Raw genomic sequence first — 16,449 nt, forward strand, 5'->3', positions numbered from 1 at the left:
CCGGCACCGGGGGTCTCCCCCCGTCCATCGCTCCGGGGCATAATTCCTACCCATTCTATTTGTTTTAAACCCCCCCGGCCCCGGCCCCCCCGTGCGGGGCGCCCGGGGCCGGGGATTGACGAGGGGTCAGACCCCGTCGAGGGCCTCGGCCCAGACCTCGGTTCAGGCCTCGACCGGCTCCGGCTCGGCGGGCTGCGCCTTGACGGAGTCCAGCAGCAACTGCGCCACGTCGACCACCTTCAGGTGCTCCTTCGCGGCGCCCTCGTTCTTCTTGCCGTTGACCGAGTCGGAGAGCATCACCAGGCAGAACGGGCAGGCGGTGGAGACGATGTCCGGGTTGAGGGACAGCGCCTCGTCCACGCGCTCGGTGTTGATGCGCTTGCCGATCCGCTCCTCCATCCACATCCGGGCACCACCGGCGCCGCAGCAGAAGCCGCGCTCCTTGTGCCGGTGCATCTCCTGCTGGCGCAGCCCCGGGACCTTGTCCATGATCTCGCGCGGCGGGGTGTAGACCTTGTTGTGCCGGCCCAGGTAGCAGGGGTCGTGATAGGTGATCAGACCCTCGACCGGGTTGACCGGGAGGAGCCTGCCCTCGTCGATCAGGTGCTGCAGCAGCTGGGTGTGGTGGATCACCTCGAAGTGACCGCCGAGCTGCGGGTACTCGTTGGCGATGGTGTTGAAGCAGTGCGGGCAGGTGGCCACGATCCGCTTGGTCGGGGCGTCCTCGAGCGCGGCGTTCAGGGTCTCGACGTTCTGCGCGCCGAGCATCTGGAACAGGAACTCGTTGCCCAGGCGGCGCGGGGAGTCGCCGGAGCAGGTCTCCTCCTTGCCGAGGATCGCGAACTTCACGCCCGCGGTGTGCAGCAGCTCGGCGAAGGCCTTGGTGGTCTTCTTCGCCCGGTCCTCCAGGGCGCCGGCGCAGCCGACCCAGTAGAGGTACTCGACCTCGGCCGGGTCGATGTCCTCACCGATCACCGGCACCTCGATGCCGGTCTCCTTCTTGAGCTCCTTGACCCAGTCCAGGCGCGCCTTGGTGGCCATGCCCCACGGGTTGCCCTTGTTCTCCAGGTTCTTGAGCATCGTCCCGGCCTCGGTCGGGAAGGAGCTCTCGATCATCACCTGGTAGCGGCGCATGTCGACGATGTGGTCGATGTGCTCGATGTCCACCGGGCACTGCTCGACGCAGGCGCCGCAGGTGGTGCAGGACCACAGCACGTCGGGGTCGATGACCCCGTTCTCCTCGGCGGTGCCGATCAGCGGGCGCTCGGCCTCGGCCAGCGCGGCGGCCGGCACGTCCTTCAGCTGCTCGGCGGTGGCCAGCTCGTTGCCCTCGGCGTCCTTGCCCCCGCCGGCCAGCAGGTACGGCGCCTTGGCGAAGGCGTGCTCCCGCAGGCTCATGATCAGCAGCTTCGGCGAGAGCGGCTTGCCGGTGTTCCAGGCCGGGCACTGCGACTGGCAGCGGCCGCACTCGGTGCAGGTGGAGAAGTCGAGGATGCCCTTCCAGGCGAAGTGCTCGACCTGGGAGACGCCGAAGTTCGCGTCCTCGGCCGGGTCCTCGAAGTCGATCGGCTGACCGCCGCTGGTCATCGGACGGAGCGCGCCGAGGGCGACGCCGCCGTCCTCCTCGCGCTTGAAGTAGATGTTGAAGAAGGCCAGGAAGCGGTGCCAGGCCACGCCCATCGAGGGGTTGACGCCGATGGTGGTGGCCCAGGCGAACGAGATGCAGATCTTCAGCATCGCGAACAGGTAGACCAGGTTCTCCAGGGTGCCGGTGGCGACGCCGCGGAAGGCCGCGACGATCGGGTACGAGACCAGGTACGCCGGATCGAAGGAGGCGACGCCTTCGAGGGCGCCCTCCAGACCGCGCAGCATCATGATGCACAGGCCGATGCCGAGGATCGTGTACTCGACGTAGAAGGCCTGCCAGGCGATCGAGCCGGCGAACCGGGACTTGCGGCCGGCCCGGGAGGGCAGGCTGAGCAGCCGGATCACCATCAGGGTGAGGATGCCCAGCGTGGTCAGGGTGCCGATCAGCTCGACGAAGACGTTCCACACCAGCCAGTGGCCGATGACCGGCAGGACGAACTCGGCGTCGAAGAGCTGCCCGAAGGCGTTCACCAGGGTGAGCACCAGCGAGAAGAAGCCGACCGCGACGAACCAGTGGGCGATGCCGACGACACCCCACTGGTTCATCCTGGTGTGGCCGAAGAACTCCTTGGCCACGGTGGCGACGCGCTGGGCGGGTTGCCCGAAGCGGGTGCTGTCGGCGGCGCCGGTGCGCACCACCTTGTAGATGTACAACGCCGCCCGGGCGGCGAGCGCGGTGCCGATCACGAAGGTGACCAGCGAGATGACGATCGCTGCTAGCTGCATCGGCTCTCCGTCTCCAGCGGCTGGAATGTGTGCAGGTTCCCCCTGAGTGTACTCATCAGTAACTTTCAGGGCCGACGGCCCGGAGACTACCGCGCGTTAACACCTGTTCAGAAGACGCACAGGGTATGGCGGCTGTCACTAAGGGCGGACTCACCCGCTCGGCGCAGGGGTCGACATAAGCGCGCAGTAAAGTTGAGCGGCTCGGACTCATGGCAGTTGACTCTCCTCGGCCTGCCGTGCATCCTTGAGCCTGTAAAGCTCAACTTCTCCCTCGGAGGTATTCACGATGGCACGCGCGGTCGGCATCGACCTCGGCACGACGAACTCGGTCGTCAGCGTTCTCGAAGGCGGTGAGCCCACCGTCATCACCAACGCCGAGGGCGCCCGGACCACGCCGTCCGTCGTCGCCTTCGCCAAGAACGGCGAGATCCTGGTCGGCGAGGTGGCGAAGCGTCAGGCGGTCACCAACGTCGACCGCACCATCCGCTCGGTCAAGCGCCACATGGGCACCGGGTGGAAGATCAACCTGGACGGCAAGGACTTCAACCCCCAGCAGATCTCCGCCTTCATCCTGCAGAAGCTGAAGCGGGACGCCGAGTCGTACCTGGGCGAGACGGTCACCGACGCCGTCATCACCGTCCCGGCCTACTTCTCCGACTCCGAGCGCCAGGCCACCAAGGAGGCCGGTGAGATCGCGGGCCTCAACGTCCTGCGCATCGTCAACGAGCCGACCGCGGCCGCCCTGGCCTACGGCCTGGACAAGGACGACCAGACCATCCTGGTCTTCGACCTCGGCGGTGGCACCTTCGACGTCTCCCTGCTGGAGATCGGCGACGGCGTCGTCGAGGTGAAGGCCACCAACGGTGACAACCACCTCGGTGGTGACGACTGGGACCAGAAGGTCGTGGACCACCTGGTCAAGGTCTTCCAGGCCGGCCACGGCGTCGACCTCTCCAAGGACAAGATGGCGCTCCAGCGCCTGCGCGAGGCGGCCGAGAAGGCCAAGATCGAGCTCTCCTCGTCCTCCGAGACCTCGATCAACCTGCCCTACATCACCGCCTCGGCCGAGGGCCCGCTGCACCTGGACGAGAAGCTCACCCGGGCCCAGTTCCAGCAGCTGACCGCGGACCTGCTGGAGCGCTGCAAGACCCCGTTCCAGAACGTCATCAAGGACGCCGGCATCGCGCTGTCCGAGATCGACCACGTGGTCCTGGTCGGCGGCTCCACCCGCATGCCCGCCGTCGCGGAGCTCGTCAAGGAGCTGACCGGCGGTCAGGACGCCAACAAGGGCGTGAACCCGGACGAGGTCGTCGCCATCGGCGCCGCGCTGCAGGCCGGTGTCCTGAAGGGCGAGGTCAAGGACGTCCTGCTGCTCGACGTCACCCCGCTGTCCCTCGGCATCGAGACCAAGGGCGGCATCATGACCAAGCTGATCGAGCGCAACACCACGATCCCGACCAAGCGCTCCGAGATCTTCACCACGGCCGAGGACAACCAGCCGTCGGTCCAGATCCAGGTCTACCAGGGCGAGCGCGAGATCGCGGCGTACAACAAGAAGCTCGGCATGTTCGAGCTGACCGGCCTGCCGCCGGCCCCGCGCGGCCTGCCCCAGATCGAGGTCACCTTCGACATCGACGCCAACGGCATCATGCACGTCGGTGCCAAGGACCTGGGCACCGGCAAGGAGCAGCGGATGACCGTCACCGGTGGCTCCGCGCTGCCGAAGGACGACATCGAGCGGATGATGCGCGAGGCCGAGCAGTACGCGGAGGAGGACACCAAGCGCCGCGAGGCCGTGGAGACGCGGAACCAGGGCGAGCAGCTGGTCTACTCCACCGAGAAGTTCATCGCCGACAACACCGACAAGCTCCCGGCCGACGTCAAGACCGAGGTCGAGACCGCCATCGGCGAGCTCAAGGAGACGCTGAAGGGCGAGGACATCGCGGCCATCCGCGAGGCGACCGAGAAGGTCTCCACCACCGCCCAGAAGCTCGGCGCCGCGCTGTACGCGCAGAACGACGCCGCGGGTGCCGCCCCGGCCGGTGACGCCGCCGCCGGTGCCAAGGACGACGACGTCGTCGACGCCGAGATCGTGGACGACGAGAAGCCCAAGGGCGGTGCGTCGGCATGACGGAGAAGCCGCAGGGCGGCGAGCCCGGCGACGACTCCGCCGAGGAAGCCGTGCTGAAGGCCGCCGAGGAGGCCGTCGCGGGCGGCGACGAGCTGGCCGCCGCCAAGCGGGAGGCGGCCGAGCGCACCGGAGACCTCCAGCGTCTCCAGGCGGAGTACCAGAACTACCGCAAGCGGGTCGAGCGGGACCGTCTGACGGTCCGTGAGATCGCGGTCTCCAACATCCTGGAGGCCCTGATCCCGGTGCTGGACGACATCGGCCGGGCCCGCGAGCACGGCGAGGTCACCGGCGGGTTCAAGTCCGTCTCCGACAACCTGGAGACGGTCGTGGCCAAGCTCGGGCTGCAGCAGTTCGGCAAGGAGGGCGAGCCCTTCGACCCGACCCTGCACGAGGCGCTGATGCACAGCTACTCCTCGGACGTCACCGAGGACACCTGCGTGCAGATCCTCCAGCCCGGCTACCGGATCGGCGAGCGGATCATCCGCCCGGCGATGGTGGCCGTGGCGGAGCCCCAGCCGGGCACCCAGACCACCGCCGCCGCGGATGCCGACTCGTCGGACTCCGACAAGGCCGACGGTGCCTCGGAGAGCTGACACTGCACGCACTGCGGAGTCGTCCGTCGTCCTGGACGACGGGCGGCTCCGCAGTGCCGTGTCCCCTACCGATCACGTACGGAACAGCCCCGGGAGGTGGCGGCAGCCATGAGCGCGAAGGACTACGTGGAGAAGGACTACTACAAGGTCCTCGGCGTGCCCAAGGACGCCACCACCGCAGAGATCAAGAAGACGTACCGCAAGCTCGCCCGCGAGTTCCACCCGGACGCCAACAAGGGTGACGCCAAGGCCGAGGAGAAGTTCAAGGACATCTCCGAGGCGTACGACGTCCTCTCCGACGACAAGCGCCGCAAGGAGTACGACGAGGCCCGCAGCCTCTTCGGCAACGGCGGCTTCCGGGCCGGCGGCCCGCAGGGCGGCGGCTTCGACTTCGGCGACCTGTTCGGCAACGCGGGTGCCGCCGGTGGTGGCGGCGGGGTCGGCGACATCTTCGGCGGCCTGTTCAACCGCGGCCCCCGGCAGCCCCAGCCGCGCCGCGGCGCGGACGTCGAGACCGAGGTGACGCTGGCCTTCGAGGAGGCCGTGGACGGCGCCACCGTCCCGCTCCGGATGACCAGCCAGGCCGCCTGCCGGACCTGCTCCGGCACCGGCGCCAAGGCCGGCACCACCCCCCGGGTCTGCCCGACCTGCGTCGGCGCGGGCACCGTCAGCCGGGGCCAGGGCGCCTTCGCGCTCTCCGAGCCCTGCCGGGACTGCAAGGGCCGCGGCATGCTGGTCGACGACCCCTGCGACGTCTGCCACGGCAGCGGGCGGGCCTCCTCGGCCCGCACCATGCAGGTGCGCATCCCCGCCGGGGTCCAGGACTCGCAGCGGATCAGGCTCAAGGGCAAGGGCGCCCAGGGCGAGCGCGGCGGCCAGCCAGGTGACCTCTACGTCACCGTGCACGTGGACACCCACCCGGTGTTCGGCCGCAAGGCGGACAACCTGACCGTCGTCGTGCCGGTCACCTTCCCCGAAGCCGCGTTGGGCGGCACCATCGAGGTGCCCACCCTGAACGGCCCCTCGGTGAAGCTGAAGCTCCCGGCCGGGAGCGCCAACGGCCTCACCCTGCGAGCCCGCGGCAAGGGCGCCACCCGCAAGGACGGCACCCGCGGCGACCTGCTGGTCACCGTGGAGGTCGTGGTCCCCAAGCACCTGGACGACGAGGCCCTCGCCGCCCTGGAGCAGTACCGCGAGGCCACCGCCTCGGACGACCCGCGAGCCGCCCTGTTCAAGGCGGCAGAGGGAGCGTGATGACCAGATGAGCCCGACTCCCCCCATCGGCCCCGGCCTCGGCGAGGGCCTGCCCGGCGGCGGCGCCCGCCCCCGGGCTCATTACGTCCTGACCGAGGAGACCCCGGTCTACGTGATCTCGGTCGCCGCCGAGCTCTCCGGCCTCCACCCGCAGACCCTCCGCCAGTACGACCGCCTCGGCCTGGTCTGCCCCGACCGCACCGCCGGCCGCGGCCGCCGCTACTCGGCCCGGGACATCCAGCAGCTCCGCGAGGTCCAGCGGCTCTCCCAGGACGAGGGCATCAACCTGGCCGGCATCAAGCGGATCATCGAGCTGGAGAACCAGGTAGCCGCCCTCCAGGCCAAGGTCACCGAGATGGTCGACGCCCTGGAGGGCGCCGCCGCCGCCCTCCAGCAGCGGGAGGCCGCCGTCCACGCCTCCTACCGCCGCGACCTGGTCCCGTACCAGCAGGTCACGCAGTCCAGCGCCCTGGTGGTGTGGCGGCCGAAGCGGTAGCACCGCCCCACGGAGCCGTTGGTACCCCCTCGATCGAGGGGGTACCAACGGCTCCGTCCTGATGGAATAGTGCTCGGTGCCGGTCGCGGGTTCCACCCGGTGGAACGACAACTCCGAAGCGCCCGGCACAGATTAAGATCAAGGGCGGGTAGCGGGTTCCTCTTAATCAGGTACATGCTCGGTCAACGACAAGGAGTCGAAGATGGGCGGACGGGACGAACCCGGACTTTTGCCGGGTACGCCGACCATGCTGTCGGCCGAGGCCCGAAAGCTCTACCTGTCGATCCTGCAGAGTCACGGCCGGCTGGTCCGCGCGGAGCACTCCCCCACGCACGAGGAGTTCATACGCGAGCTGATCGGGATCGGCCTTCTGGTCCCCGACAGCGACGACCGCGACGTTTTGATTGCCGTCGACCCGAAGCAACTCTCCGTCAGCCTGGCCGGGGCCTGGCAGCGGCAGGCCCTCGAACTGATGCTGCGCGCCACCGCGATTCCCAACGACCTCCAGGATCTCGCCGAGGCTTTCCACACTCCGGAACAGGCCGGCGGGACAATCGAGTACGTACGCGGAAAGGCGCTGATTAACCAGCGGCTGCAACATTTGGTCAACGCCGCAGCCGACGAAATCCTCGCCGCCCAGCCCGGTGGCCCCCGCCCTCCCGAGGCGCTGGCCAGCAGCCTCGCCACCGACCTGGAGGATCTCCGGCGGGGCGTCACGGTGCGCACCATCTACCACCCCAGCACCCGCTACCACCCCCCGACCCGCGACTACGTCGCGACGGTGACGGAGGCGGGCGGTCGGTTCAAAACGCTGGACGAGCCCTACACCCGGCTGATCATCGTGGACCACCGGGTGGCCGTGATCCCGGTGGCCGACGATTTGAACCTCGCCGCATTCATCCACGACCAGGCGGTCGTCAACTATCTCGTGGACGAAGTCTTCGAGCGGAATTGGCACCGCGCCCTCGACTTCGACGGCGGCCGGTCCGTGCCGCAGCAAGTCGTCTCCAGCCTCCGGCAGACCATCATCGACCTGCTTCTCAAAGGGACGAACCACCGGGTCATCGCCCGCCGCCTCGGAATCAGCGAGCGGACCCTCGCCCGGCACATCGCGGAACTGCGCGAGGAGCACAACGTCGAGTCGCTGTTCCAGCTCGGTTACGTACTCGGCAGGGCGATCTCGGAACCACCGGGCAACGTCTCCGACTGAAATCGCCGGCCCGGGCCCGCACGCGTTCGCAGGTGACAGAGCCCCCCGTCGCCGATGCCCCATCCCTACGAGGAAGGGCCGGCGCCGCTCTGTCCCGGTCTGACGATCACGTGGTCCGCCCGGACGGATGCCCGCCTCAGGTCCAGTTGTGCTCTTCGAGCGCGGCGGCTGCCACAACCTGCGTGGGCGCTAGGTTGGCATGCCCATCTCCGCTAATCTCTCCGGTGGCACCCCCCGCAATCCCGACCACCACCGCAACTCCGAACAGCACCGGTACCAGGGCGACTCGGAGGAACCGGCGTACGCGCGTCATGGGCCACCTACTTTCAAGATCCGGCATCAGCGAACTGATGAGCGATCAGTCTGACAATCGGTCCGATGATGCCCTATCTCCCGTCATGCTGTCACTAAGCAGCCTCTGATCACGGGGGTGTCATCTCTCTGCCAGGCGTCCACATGCCACCTCGTTCCTGTGGACGTCCTGACCCTGCCCGTTGGACGATCAGTCACGCCTTGGCAGCACGGCGACACCACCCCGGCATTGATGTTTTCTTGTCAACTAGCAGAAGTCAGGATTCATCAGAATTTCGGTGTACACGCCGAGTCCAGCGGAAACCACCACCACATGGTTCGGGCCCCATGAGTCCGGACCGACCTCCCCCGGAGTCGACATGACCGAGCCCTACCTGCGCAACCGCGCCGCCCAGACCCCCGAGGGTCGGCGCGCCCGGGTGTTCCTGGCCGCGCCGCTCATGCGGCTGACCGGCCCGGCGGACAGCGTGGTGACGCTGGCCAGCCGCACCCGGCTGACCACCCTGCGCTCGACCCTGCTGAAGAGCGGCGCCGCCGTCTACAGCGCGCACCACAGCGACGCCTGGACGGTGAACGGGCGCGCCCCCGAGCCCCGTGTCCCGTCCGACTTCCGCGCGCTGCAGACCGCCGACCTGGTCTTCGCCTACGTCGGTGCCCCGCTCTCGGCCGGCGTCGCGCTGGAGCTCGGCTGGGCCTCCTCGCTGCGCAAGCCGATCGTGCTGCTGGTGGACGAGGCGATCACCCACAACCCGCTGATAGCCACCATCGAGCAGGTCGCCCCCGTGCTGCCGCTGGTCTTCGACGACACCTGGTCGCAGGAGGCCCTGCACCACACCGTGGAGACCGCCCTCGACTGGGCCGGCATGGCGCTCTCGCTCCGCGAGGGCTTCTGGACCGCCCCGACCGAGGCCTTCCCGACGCCCCGTCAGGAGACCTCCGGCTACGGCTACTGGAGCGACTGGGGCGGCGTCGCCACCGGCTGACCCCGTCCGCTTCCGGACGCGCGGGGTCGGTCACTCACCTGACGTCCCCTCCGCCCCGCGCATCTGCCGGCCCACCCGGAACGGCGGGTCCGCGCCGTAGGCCCCGAGGTCAGCCCTCGCCGTCCCGGCCGCCCCGCATCTGCCAGCCGAGCTGGAACAGCGTCTCCGCGTCGTAGAGCTCCCGCAGCCGCGCGATGTGCCCGGCCACCGTCCGCTCGCTCAGGCCGAGCCGGGAGGCCACCGCCTTGTGGGTGAGCCCCTGGGCGAGCAGCCGGCCGACCTGCTCGTGCACCGGCGACTTCCCGCTCACCTGGGCGAGTTCACTCCAGGGCACGCGCTCGGCCCGCTCCCAGTCCCGCTCCCAGATGCCGAGCAGGACGTTGACCACGGCCGGGTCCTCGACGAAGGCCGCCGCGGTGTTGTCGGCCCTGGCCGGGACCACCGCCACCTGACGGTCGAACACCAGCATCCGGGTGAAAGGCTCGTCCAGGACGCGGGTCTGCTGGCCCCACGAACTGACCAGGGCCGCGTACTCGACGGTGGGACCGTCCGCCCGGGCCCCCGGCTGGTACAGCGTCGACTTGCGGCCGCCGGCCTCCAGGTACTCGCGGTCCCGGCCCAGCGCCTGGGCCAGGAACTCCGCCGGGCGGGCACCGCCGGGCTGGGCGGCCAGCACCTCCTCGCGGCGCTCCGCCTCGATCTGGACGATCCGCGAGCGGATCTCCTCCATGTCGCTGACGATCCGCACCACGCCCGAGCGGTCCGAGCGGCGCGGCGCGGCGTCGTACGCCCGGGCCAGCTCCTCCAGCGGGGTCGGCACCTTCTCCGCCCGGCTCAGCAACTCCTGTCCGGCCGACCGCAGTTCGGCCGCCTGCCGGTCGGCCACCGAGCGCGGGTTGACCGCCGTCAGGGTGCCGTCCTCGGTGTGGTGCACCAGCAGGCCGCTCGCCAGCAGGCGCAGCACCGCCGGGGCGTCCTCGGGAGTCACGTCCCGGAACCAGACCCGGCCGCCCTCGGCCAGCACGGCCGCGTAGACGGTCCGTTCGGCCTGTCCGAGCGGCTGACTGTCACTCATGCCCGCACCGGCGCCGCAGCCGCCAGCCGAGCTGGAAGAGCGTGCTCGCCCCGTGCCGTTCGCGCAGCCGGGAGATGTGGCCGGCCACCGTCCGTTCGCTCAGGCCGAGCCGGGAGGCGACCGCCTTCTGGGTGAGGCCAGCCGCCAGCAGGCGGCTGATCCGGTCCTGGGTGAGGTCGGCCGGGGACTCAGCGGCCCGGCAGGACCAGTCGACCTGGTCGGCCCTGGCCCAGTCGCGTTCGTGGACGGAGGCCAGCAGGGAGACCGTCACCGGGTCGGAGATGAAGGCCGCTCGGGAGAGGTCCTCGGCGGCCGACACCACCGCGACTCGGCGGTCGATGATCAGCATGCGGCGGAACGGCTCGTCCAGCAGCCGGAGTTCGGCCCCCTCGGCAGTGAGGATGGCTGCGTACTCGACGGTGGCGGGCTCGCCGAGCGCCAGGGGCTGGTAGAGGGTGCGGACCCGGACGCCGCGTCGGCGCAGCGCGGTGTCCTGGCGGACCACCATTCGCAGGCCCTCGGGCGGGCGCGGGCCGGGCTGGGCGGTGAGGAGTTCGTGCTCGCACTCGGAGAGCAGTTCGGCGAGCCGCTGGCGGATGCCCACCAGGCCGTCCACCAGGACCGCCTGGTCGCTCTCGCCGCCCTGCCGGGGCACCGAGTCGTAGGCCCGGGTCAGACCGTCCAGAGCGACCGGCAGTTCGCCGACCCGCTGGAGCAACTGGGCGGCGGCGGAGCAGAGTTCGGCACTGATCCGCTCGCTCACCAGCCGCGGGCTCTGGACCACGTAGCGGGCGCCCGGCCCGTCGGCCCGCACCAGGCCGGTCTCCAACAGCCGTGCCAGCGCCGGGCCCTGGGGCACGACGGAGACCGGCAGCCAGCCACCCTCGGCGAGTACCGCCAGGTAGAGCTCCCGGGCCTCCTCGTCTAGCAGCCCGACCTCGTCGGCCGGCGTCACCGTGGCCATGACCGTGCTCCTCCTCGCCCGTTCCCGTACCGCTCCGGCCATGATCCCAGCGCGGTCCGGCCCGACGCGCCTCCCGGAGCACTCGACTCCGGGAGACCCGCCGACATCGCACCAGGCCGGACGACTTCCGGCGGGACGGAGCAGCATCGTCCCGCAGCGCTTCACGAGGGCCGTTCACCACAAGCGGCACCCCGGCTGCGGCCCGCCCGTTCGAGACCGGTACGTGGGGCACCGGTACACCCCCGGGGGCGGGCCAAGTCGTCACCGCCGGGCTGTGTCGGCCCGGTCGGCCTTGGCATGTACCACCCTCACAGCTGCCGGTACACCGGGCAAGACCTGCACGCATGCAGTTTCCCGCAAGTGCAGGAACCGGCAGGCCGGCGGCTCGGGTCAGGCCGGCCCGGAGCCGTCCCGCATCCGCCAGCCGAGTTGGAAGAGGGTCTCGGCCCCGTGCAGTTCGCGCAGCCGGGCCAGGTGGCCCGCCACCGTGCGCTCGCTCAGGCCGAGGCGCAGGGCGATGGTGCGCTGGGTGAGGCCGGCCGCCAGCAGGCGGCCGATCTGCTCCTCCACTGGACGCTCCGGCTCGGCCCCCGGGTCACCGGCCCACGCCACCTTCTCGGCGCGCTGCCAGTCCCGCTCGAAGCCGCCGACCAGGAAGGCCACCACCGCCGGGTCCTCGATGAAGGCGGCACTACTCTGGTCGGCGGCCGCCGAGACCACCGCCACGGTGCGGTCGAACACCGTGACCCGCTTGAACGGCTCCCCCAACACCCGTACCGCGATGCCGAGTTCGGTGAGCGAACGGGCATAGGCGACGGTGGCCGGGTCGGTCCGGGCGGCCGGCTCGTAGAGCACCCGGGCGACACCGCCCCGGGCGGCGAACGTCCGGGCCCGGGCGGTGGAGTCGGCCAGCTGCCGCGGTGCCAGCGGGGCACCGGACTGCGCGGTCAGGATCTCCGTCGCCGAGGCCTCCAACTGCCGTGCCTGATCGAGCGCCTGCTGTACCTCGTGGACGTGCCGGACCACCCCGGAGCGGACCGAACGGCGCGGTGCGGCATCGAAGGCGGCGGTGAACTCCTCGAGCTCCTCGCCGAGTTGCTCGGCCTCCAGCAGCTTCCGGGTACCGGCCGACCGCAGCCCGGCACTGATCCGGGCACTCACCGTCCGCGGGTCCACCGCCGTCCAGCCCGTCCCGTCGGCGCTGCCCACCAGCAGTCCGCCGGTCAGCAGCCGCCGCAGCGCGCCCTGGTCCGCCTCGCCGAAGGCGGTCAGCGGCACCCGCCCACCCCGGGCCAGCACCTCCAGGTAGAGCTCGCGCTCGGCCTTGTCGGGCAGCTGCGGCCCGCCGAGCGGCCCCGTGTGCGGCCCCGCATGCGGCCCCGTGAGCGGACCGGACTCCCCCGCCGGGTCCGGGAGTTCAGTCATCACGCTCTCCCCGCATCCGCCAGCCGAGCTGGAACAGCGTCTGCGCGCCGTACTGCTCGCGGAGGCGGGAGATGTGCCCGGCCACAGTGCGCTCGCTCAGGCCGAGGCGGGTGGCGACGGCCTTCTGGGTGAGGCCGGTGGCCAGCAGGCGGCCGACCCGGCGGGCGGCGGCCCGGGTGGGCGGGGCGGCGCCGAGGCCGACCCAGTCGAAGGTCTCGGCGCGGGCCCAGTCCCGCTCGTAGACCGCGGTCAGGAAGGCGACCGCCGCCGGGTCGGTGATGAAGACGGCGCGGCTGTAGTCGTCCTCGGCGGGGACCACGGCCACCTTGTGGTCGATGATCAGCATCCGCTGGTACGGCTCGTCCAGCAGCCGGACCTGGCCGCCCTCGGCGGCCACCGCGGTGGCGTACTCGACCGCGGCCGGTTCGTTGACCGTCATCGGCTGGTAGAGGGTGCGCAGCCGGGCGCCCCGGCGCAGCAGGGCGAGGTCCTGGACGCGGGCGACCGCCAGGCCTTCGGGGCTGCGCGGGCCCGGCTGGGCGGTCAGCACCTCCTGGGTGCTCTCGGAGACCAGCTCGGCGATCCGGTGGCGGATCCGGTCCTGGCCGACCACGACGGCCGGCTGGGCCGGTTCGGCGGCGGCGCGCGGGACGGCGTCGTAGGCGCGGGTGAGGCCGCCGAGGCTGTCCGGGAGCCGTTCGGCCTGGAGCAGGAGTCTGGTGGCACCGGCCCGCAGTTCGCTGCTCATCCGCTCGCCGACCGAGCGGGGGCTGACCGCGACGTAGGCCCGGTCGATGACGTTCGGGATCACCAGGCCGGTGCGCAGCAGCTGGTCCAGCGCTCCCCGACCGGCCTCGGGCACGTCGGCGAAGGGAACCCGTCCGCCCTCGGCCAGGATGTTCAGGTAGAGCCTGCGGGCCGCCTCGTCCGGGAACTCGGCCCCGGCCGTCTCCGCAGCCATCCGGTACCTCCTCGCCGATCGCCGCAGGCCGTCATGGCCATGATCTCAGCGGCGTCGGCCGACGCGTCCCCCGGGATGCCACGTCCCGGGGAACCCGTCGATCTCGCGCCAGGGCCCGACGACCCCGGCGAGGCGGAGCAGCAGCGCCTCGCCGGCACCGGTTCCGGGGCCATCACCACACATGGCGTCCCGGCCGGGGACCCACCTCGTCACATCGGCGCGCGAACGCACCGGATGTCCCCCGTGGTGGGACCGGTCGACTCTCCCGGGCTGCGGTTGCCCGGACGACCTTGGCGTGTCCCCAACCTTCACAGCAGGGGGGGCCGCGAACAAGGGGCGCCCGGCTGCAGGTTCCCGCAAGTGCAGGAACCTGCAGTCGGAGCCCCGCCCGGCGCCCTCCGACGGTCCGTCAGGTGGACTGGACCGGCCCGAGCAGCCGGCCGTCCCGCAGCCCCGCCACGGTCCGCACCGCGGCCACCGCCCAGGCCGAGACGAGCAGCAGGTAGAGCGCCGCCGCGAGGGCGGTGAAGCCGTCGAAACCGGTGTGCCGGGCCAGGCCCGCGGCGCCGGTGACCAGGGTGCCGACCGGGAAGGTGAAGGCCCACCAGGTCATCGCGAAGGGCATCTCGGCCCGCAGCGCCCGCAGGTTGGCGGCCAGCGCCACGGCCAGCCAGAGCATCGCGAAGCCGATCGCGGAGACCCCGTAGAGGACCGCGAAGCCGGTCGCGAAGGAGGACAGCTCGGGGGCCACGCCCTTTGCCGCGTCGGCCAGCTGGTTGACCGCGGTGGCGGACTGGCCGAGCGGGCCGAGCACCAGGAAGAGCGAGGGGGTCAGCACCAGCGCGGGCAGCTTGCTGTGCACCAGCCCGGCGAACACCACCGGCAGCAGCACCAGGGTGGCCAGCAGGCTGGCCCCGAACAGCGCGTAGCAGCCGTACAGCATGGCGGGGCGCAGCCCCTCCGGCAGGTGCGGCACCAGCACCGGGCCGAGCGCGGCGGAGACCATCGGCGCCACCACCGGCAGCAGCCAGGTGGGGTTGGCCTCCAGCGGCGAGAGCCGGTGCCGGGTGATCATCAGGTAGGGGATGCCGAAGGCCACCACCACCGCGTACACGGTGCCCAGCGACCAGAGCACCAGGTCGGCGGCGAGGGCGGCCTGACTGCCGATCAGCCGGGAGCCGAGCACCTCGGTGCCGTAGCCGACCGCCAGCAGCGCCATCGGGGGGCAGCCGTAGAAGACGGCCGTGGCCGGGTTGTCCAGCAGCTGCTCGCGGGCCGCCTCGCGGTGCTTGGTGAAGTGCACCAGTCGCCCCGCCACCAGCACCACCAGGGCCACCGCGGCGAGCGCCCAGACCGCCTCGCCGAAGCCGAGCAGGCCGGGCACGGTCAGCGGCAGCGCGGCCGCCCCGTTGGCGACGATGGCCGTGCCCATCACGGCGGCGTACCAGTTGGGGCCGAGCCGGGAGAGGTCGAGGCCGTAGGCGGCGAGGGTGCGGGGTGCGGTGATCGTGGCCATGACTCCACGGTGCGCCCCGGGCGCCGCGGCCGGTAGCGCGGCCGGACCGATGGCGGCATAGCCTGCCCTTATGGCCCTCTCTCCCCGTGTCCCCGAACTCGGCGCCCTGGAACTCCTGCTCGCGGTGGCGAGACTCGGCAGCGTCGGACGGGCCGCCGCCGAACTGGGGGTCAGTCAGCCCGCCGCCAGCGCCCGGATCAAGGGCATGGAGCAGCAGATCGGCGTCCCGCTGCTGGACCGCTCGCCGCGCGGCTCCCGGCCCACCGAGGCCGGCCGGCTGGTGGTCGAGTGGGCCCGCAACGTGGTGGAGGCCGCCGAGGCCCTGGACGCCGGGATCGACGCCCTGCGCGGCCGCCGCGACACCCGGCTCACCGTGGTCGCCAGCCTCACCGTCGCCGAGTACCTGATGCCCGGCTGGCTGCTCGCCCTCCACCGGATCAGCCCCGACACCGCCGTCACCCTGCGCACCGCCAACTCCGCCGACGTCGCCGCCCACGTCCTCGGCGGCGACGCCGACCTCGGCTTCGTCGAGGGCCCGACCACCCCGCCCGGCCTGCACGGCGCGGTGGTCGCCGCCGACCGGCTGGTGGTCGTGGTCGCCCCCTCCCACCCCTGGGCCCGCCGCCGCAGCCCGCTCACGGGCACCGAACTGGCCACCACCCCGCTGGTCCTGCGCGAACCCGGCTCGGGCACCCGGGAGGTCCTGGAACTGGCCCTCGCCCCCTACGGCGGCACCGTCGCGCCCCGACTGGAGCTGGCCTCCTCCACCGCTCTCAAGGCCGCCGCGATGACCGGCGCCGGGCCGGTCTGCCTGAGCGAACTCGCCGTCACCGAGGAACTCGCCACCGGCCGCCTGGTCGCCGTCCCGGTCGACGGCGTCGACCTCCACCGCCCCCTCCGCGCCGTCTGGCCCGCCGGCCACCGCCCCGCCGGACCGGCCCGGGAACTCCTGGGGCTCACCCGCAAGAGGTGACGCAACCTTCGGCAGGGCAGCGCCCCAGGAGCGCGAGCAACTGCGCGAATTCGGAAGGCGGACCAGCGCTGGATCGGGGCAGGCGAGCCAGTTGCACGTGCTGCCGTTCCCTGAGCCCCTGGCTCAATCAAGGTTGAGCGCGCTAGACTCAACTTGTCGAACACCACCCCAGTCAAAGAGGAG

General features: G+C 71.4%; 13 protein-coding genes. 7 read left to right on the forward strand and 6 right to left on the reverse strand.

Translation table 11 applies throughout. From position 1 onward, the window contains the following. Positions 1 to 162 precede the first annotated feature (162 nt). Positions 163 to 2,373, reverse strand: a complete 2,211-nt coding sequence (locus ACZ6ZR_RS31225; protein ID WP_465648076.1) for a (Fe-S)-binding protein — start codon at positions 2,371 to 2,373, stop codon at positions 163 to 165. 286 nt (positions 2,374 to 2,659) lie between these two features. Between ACZ6ZR_RS31225 and dnaK the strand changes: the two genes are divergently transcribed. The 6 genes from dnaK to ACZ6ZR_RS31255 all read left to right on the forward strand — a co-directional run bounded on the left by dnaK (position 2,660) and on the right by ACZ6ZR_RS31255 (position 9,352). Continuing rightward, complete coding sequence (gene dnaK / locus ACZ6ZR_RS31230) at positions 2,660 to 4,504, forward strand: molecular chaperone DnaK (protein WP_465648078.1); 1,845 nt, start codon at positions 2,660 to 2,662, stop codon at positions 4,502 to 4,504. Continuing rightward, positions 4,501 to 5,097, forward strand: a complete 597-nt coding sequence (gene grpE / locus ACZ6ZR_RS31235; RefSeq protein ID WP_465648080.1) for a nucleotide exchange factor GrpE — start codon at positions 4,501 to 4,503, stop codon at positions 5,095 to 5,097. The genes dnaK and grpE overlap by 4 nt, the downstream gene beginning before the upstream one ends. A 108-nt stretch (positions 5,098 to 5,205) precedes the next feature. After that, a complete protein-coding gene (dnaJ, locus tag ACZ6ZR_RS31240; RefSeq protein WP_465648082.1) occupies positions 5,206 to 6,351 on the forward strand; it encodes a molecular chaperone DnaJ in 1,146 nt (381 codons plus the stop codon). Positions 6,352 to 6,358: 7 nt separating this feature from the next. Further along, entirely contained in the window at positions 6,359 to 6,847 is a 489-nt protein-coding gene (locus ACZ6ZR_RS31245; protein ID WP_465648084.1) for a heat shock protein transcriptional repressor HspR, read from the forward strand. 202 nt (positions 6,848 to 7,049) lie between these two features. Further along, positions 7,050 to 8,057, forward strand: a complete 1,008-nt coding sequence (locus ACZ6ZR_RS31250) for a helix-turn-helix domain-containing protein (protein ID WP_465648086.1) — start codon at positions 7,050 to 7,052, stop codon at positions 8,055 to 8,057. Between the two features lie 671 nt (positions 8,058 to 8,728). Next, positions 8,729 to 9,352, forward strand: coding sequence for a hypothetical protein (locus tag ACZ6ZR_RS31255; protein WP_465648088.1), 624 nt, complete (start codon positions 8,729 to 8,731; stop codon positions 9,350 to 9,352). A 109-nt stretch (positions 9,353 to 9,461) separates the two neighbouring features. Here the strand turns inward: ACZ6ZR_RS31255 and ACZ6ZR_RS31260 are convergent, their stop codons facing one another. The 5 genes from ACZ6ZR_RS31260 to ACZ6ZR_RS31280 form a co-directional block, all read right to left on the reverse strand. Then, a complete protein-coding gene (locus tag ACZ6ZR_RS31260) occupies positions 9,462 to 10,427 on the reverse strand; it encodes a helix-turn-helix transcriptional regulator (protein WP_465648090.1) in 966 nt (321 codons plus the stop codon). Beyond that, positions 10,420 to 11,391 (reverse strand): LuxR C-terminal-related transcriptional regulator, encoded by a 972-nt coding sequence (locus ACZ6ZR_RS31265; RefSeq protein ID WP_465648092.1) that lies wholly within the window; start codon positions 11,389 to 11,391, stop codon positions 10,420 to 10,422. Before ACZ6ZR_RS31265 ends, ACZ6ZR_RS31260 begins: the two co-directional genes overlap by 8 nt. 390 nt (positions 11,392 to 11,781) lie before the next feature. Further along, a complete protein-coding gene (locus ACZ6ZR_RS31270) occupies positions 11,782 to 12,816 on the reverse strand; it encodes a LuxR C-terminal-related transcriptional regulator (protein ID WP_465648094.1) in 1,035 nt (344 codons plus the stop codon). Then, positions 12,809 to 13,777, reverse strand: coding sequence for a LuxR C-terminal-related transcriptional regulator (locus ACZ6ZR_RS31275; RefSeq protein WP_465648096.1), 969 nt, complete (start codon positions 13,775 to 13,777; stop codon positions 12,809 to 12,811). The genes ACZ6ZR_RS31270 and ACZ6ZR_RS31275 overlap by 8 nt, the downstream gene beginning before the upstream one ends. Before the next feature lie 409 nt (positions 13,778 to 14,186). After that, a complete protein-coding gene (locus ACZ6ZR_RS31280) occupies positions 14,187 to 15,293 on the reverse strand; it encodes a TDT family transporter (RefSeq protein ID WP_465648098.1) in 1,107 nt (368 codons plus the stop codon). 70 nt (positions 15,294 to 15,363) lie between these two features. Between ACZ6ZR_RS31280 and ACZ6ZR_RS31285 the strand changes: the two genes are divergently transcribed. Beyond that, positions 15,364 to 16,266, forward strand: a complete 903-nt coding sequence (locus ACZ6ZR_RS31285) for a LysR family transcriptional regulator (RefSeq protein ID WP_465648100.1) — start codon at positions 15,364 to 15,366, stop codon at positions 16,264 to 16,266. Positions 16,267 to 16,449 lie beyond the last annotated feature (183 nt).

This window comes from Kitasatospora sp. NPDC088742 (assembly GCF_055584905.1).

Bases quoted from the DNA above. Each gene is read 5' to 3' on its own strand.
- ACZ6ZR_RS31225 (WP_465648076.1), bottom strand. From the start codon at position 2,373: ATGCAGCTAGCAGCGATCGTCATCTCGCTGGTCACCTTCGTGATCGGC.
- dnaK (WP_465648078.1), top strand. From the start codon at position 2,660: ATGGCACGCGCGGTCGGCATCGACCTCGGCACGACGAACTCGGTCGTC.
- grpE (WP_465648080.1), top strand. From the start codon at position 4,501: ATGACGGAGAAGCCGCAGGGCGGCGAGCCCGGCGACGACTCCGCCGAG.
- dnaJ (WP_465648082.1), top strand. From the start codon at position 5,206: ATGAGCGCGAAGGACTACGTGGAGAAGGACTACTACAAGGTCCTCGGC.
- ACZ6ZR_RS31245 (WP_465648084.1), top strand. From the start codon at position 6,359: ATGAGCCCGACTCCCCCCATCGGCCCCGGCCTCGGCGAGGGCCTGCCC.
- ACZ6ZR_RS31250 (WP_465648086.1), top strand. From the start codon at position 7,050: ATGGGCGGACGGGACGAACCCGGACTTTTGCCGGGTACGCCGACCATG.
- ACZ6ZR_RS31255 (WP_465648088.1), top strand. From the start codon at position 8,729: ATGACCGAGCCCTACCTGCGCAACCGCGCCGCCCAGACCCCCGAGGGT.
- ACZ6ZR_RS31260 (WP_465648090.1), bottom strand. From the start codon at position 10,427: ATGAGTGACAGTCAGCCGCTCGGACAGGCCGAACGGACCGTCTACGCG.
- ACZ6ZR_RS31265 (WP_465648092.1), bottom strand. From the start codon at position 11,391: ATGGCCACGGTGACGCCGGCCGACGAGGTCGGGCTGCTAGACGAGGAG.
- ACZ6ZR_RS31270 (WP_465648094.1), bottom strand. From the start codon at position 12,816: ATGACTGAACTCCCGGACCCGGCGGGGGAGTCCGGTCCGCTCACGGGG.
- ACZ6ZR_RS31275 (WP_465648096.1), bottom strand. From the start codon at position 13,777: ATGGCTGCGGAGACGGCCGGGGCCGAGTTCCCGGACGAGGCGGCCCGC.
- ACZ6ZR_RS31280 (WP_465648098.1), bottom strand. From the start codon at position 15,293: ATGGCCACGATCACCGCACCCCGCACCCTCGCCGCCTACGGCCTCGAC.
- ACZ6ZR_RS31285 (WP_465648100.1), top strand. From the start codon at position 15,364: ATGGCCCTCTCTCCCCGTGTCCCCGAACTCGGCGCCCTGGAACTCCTG.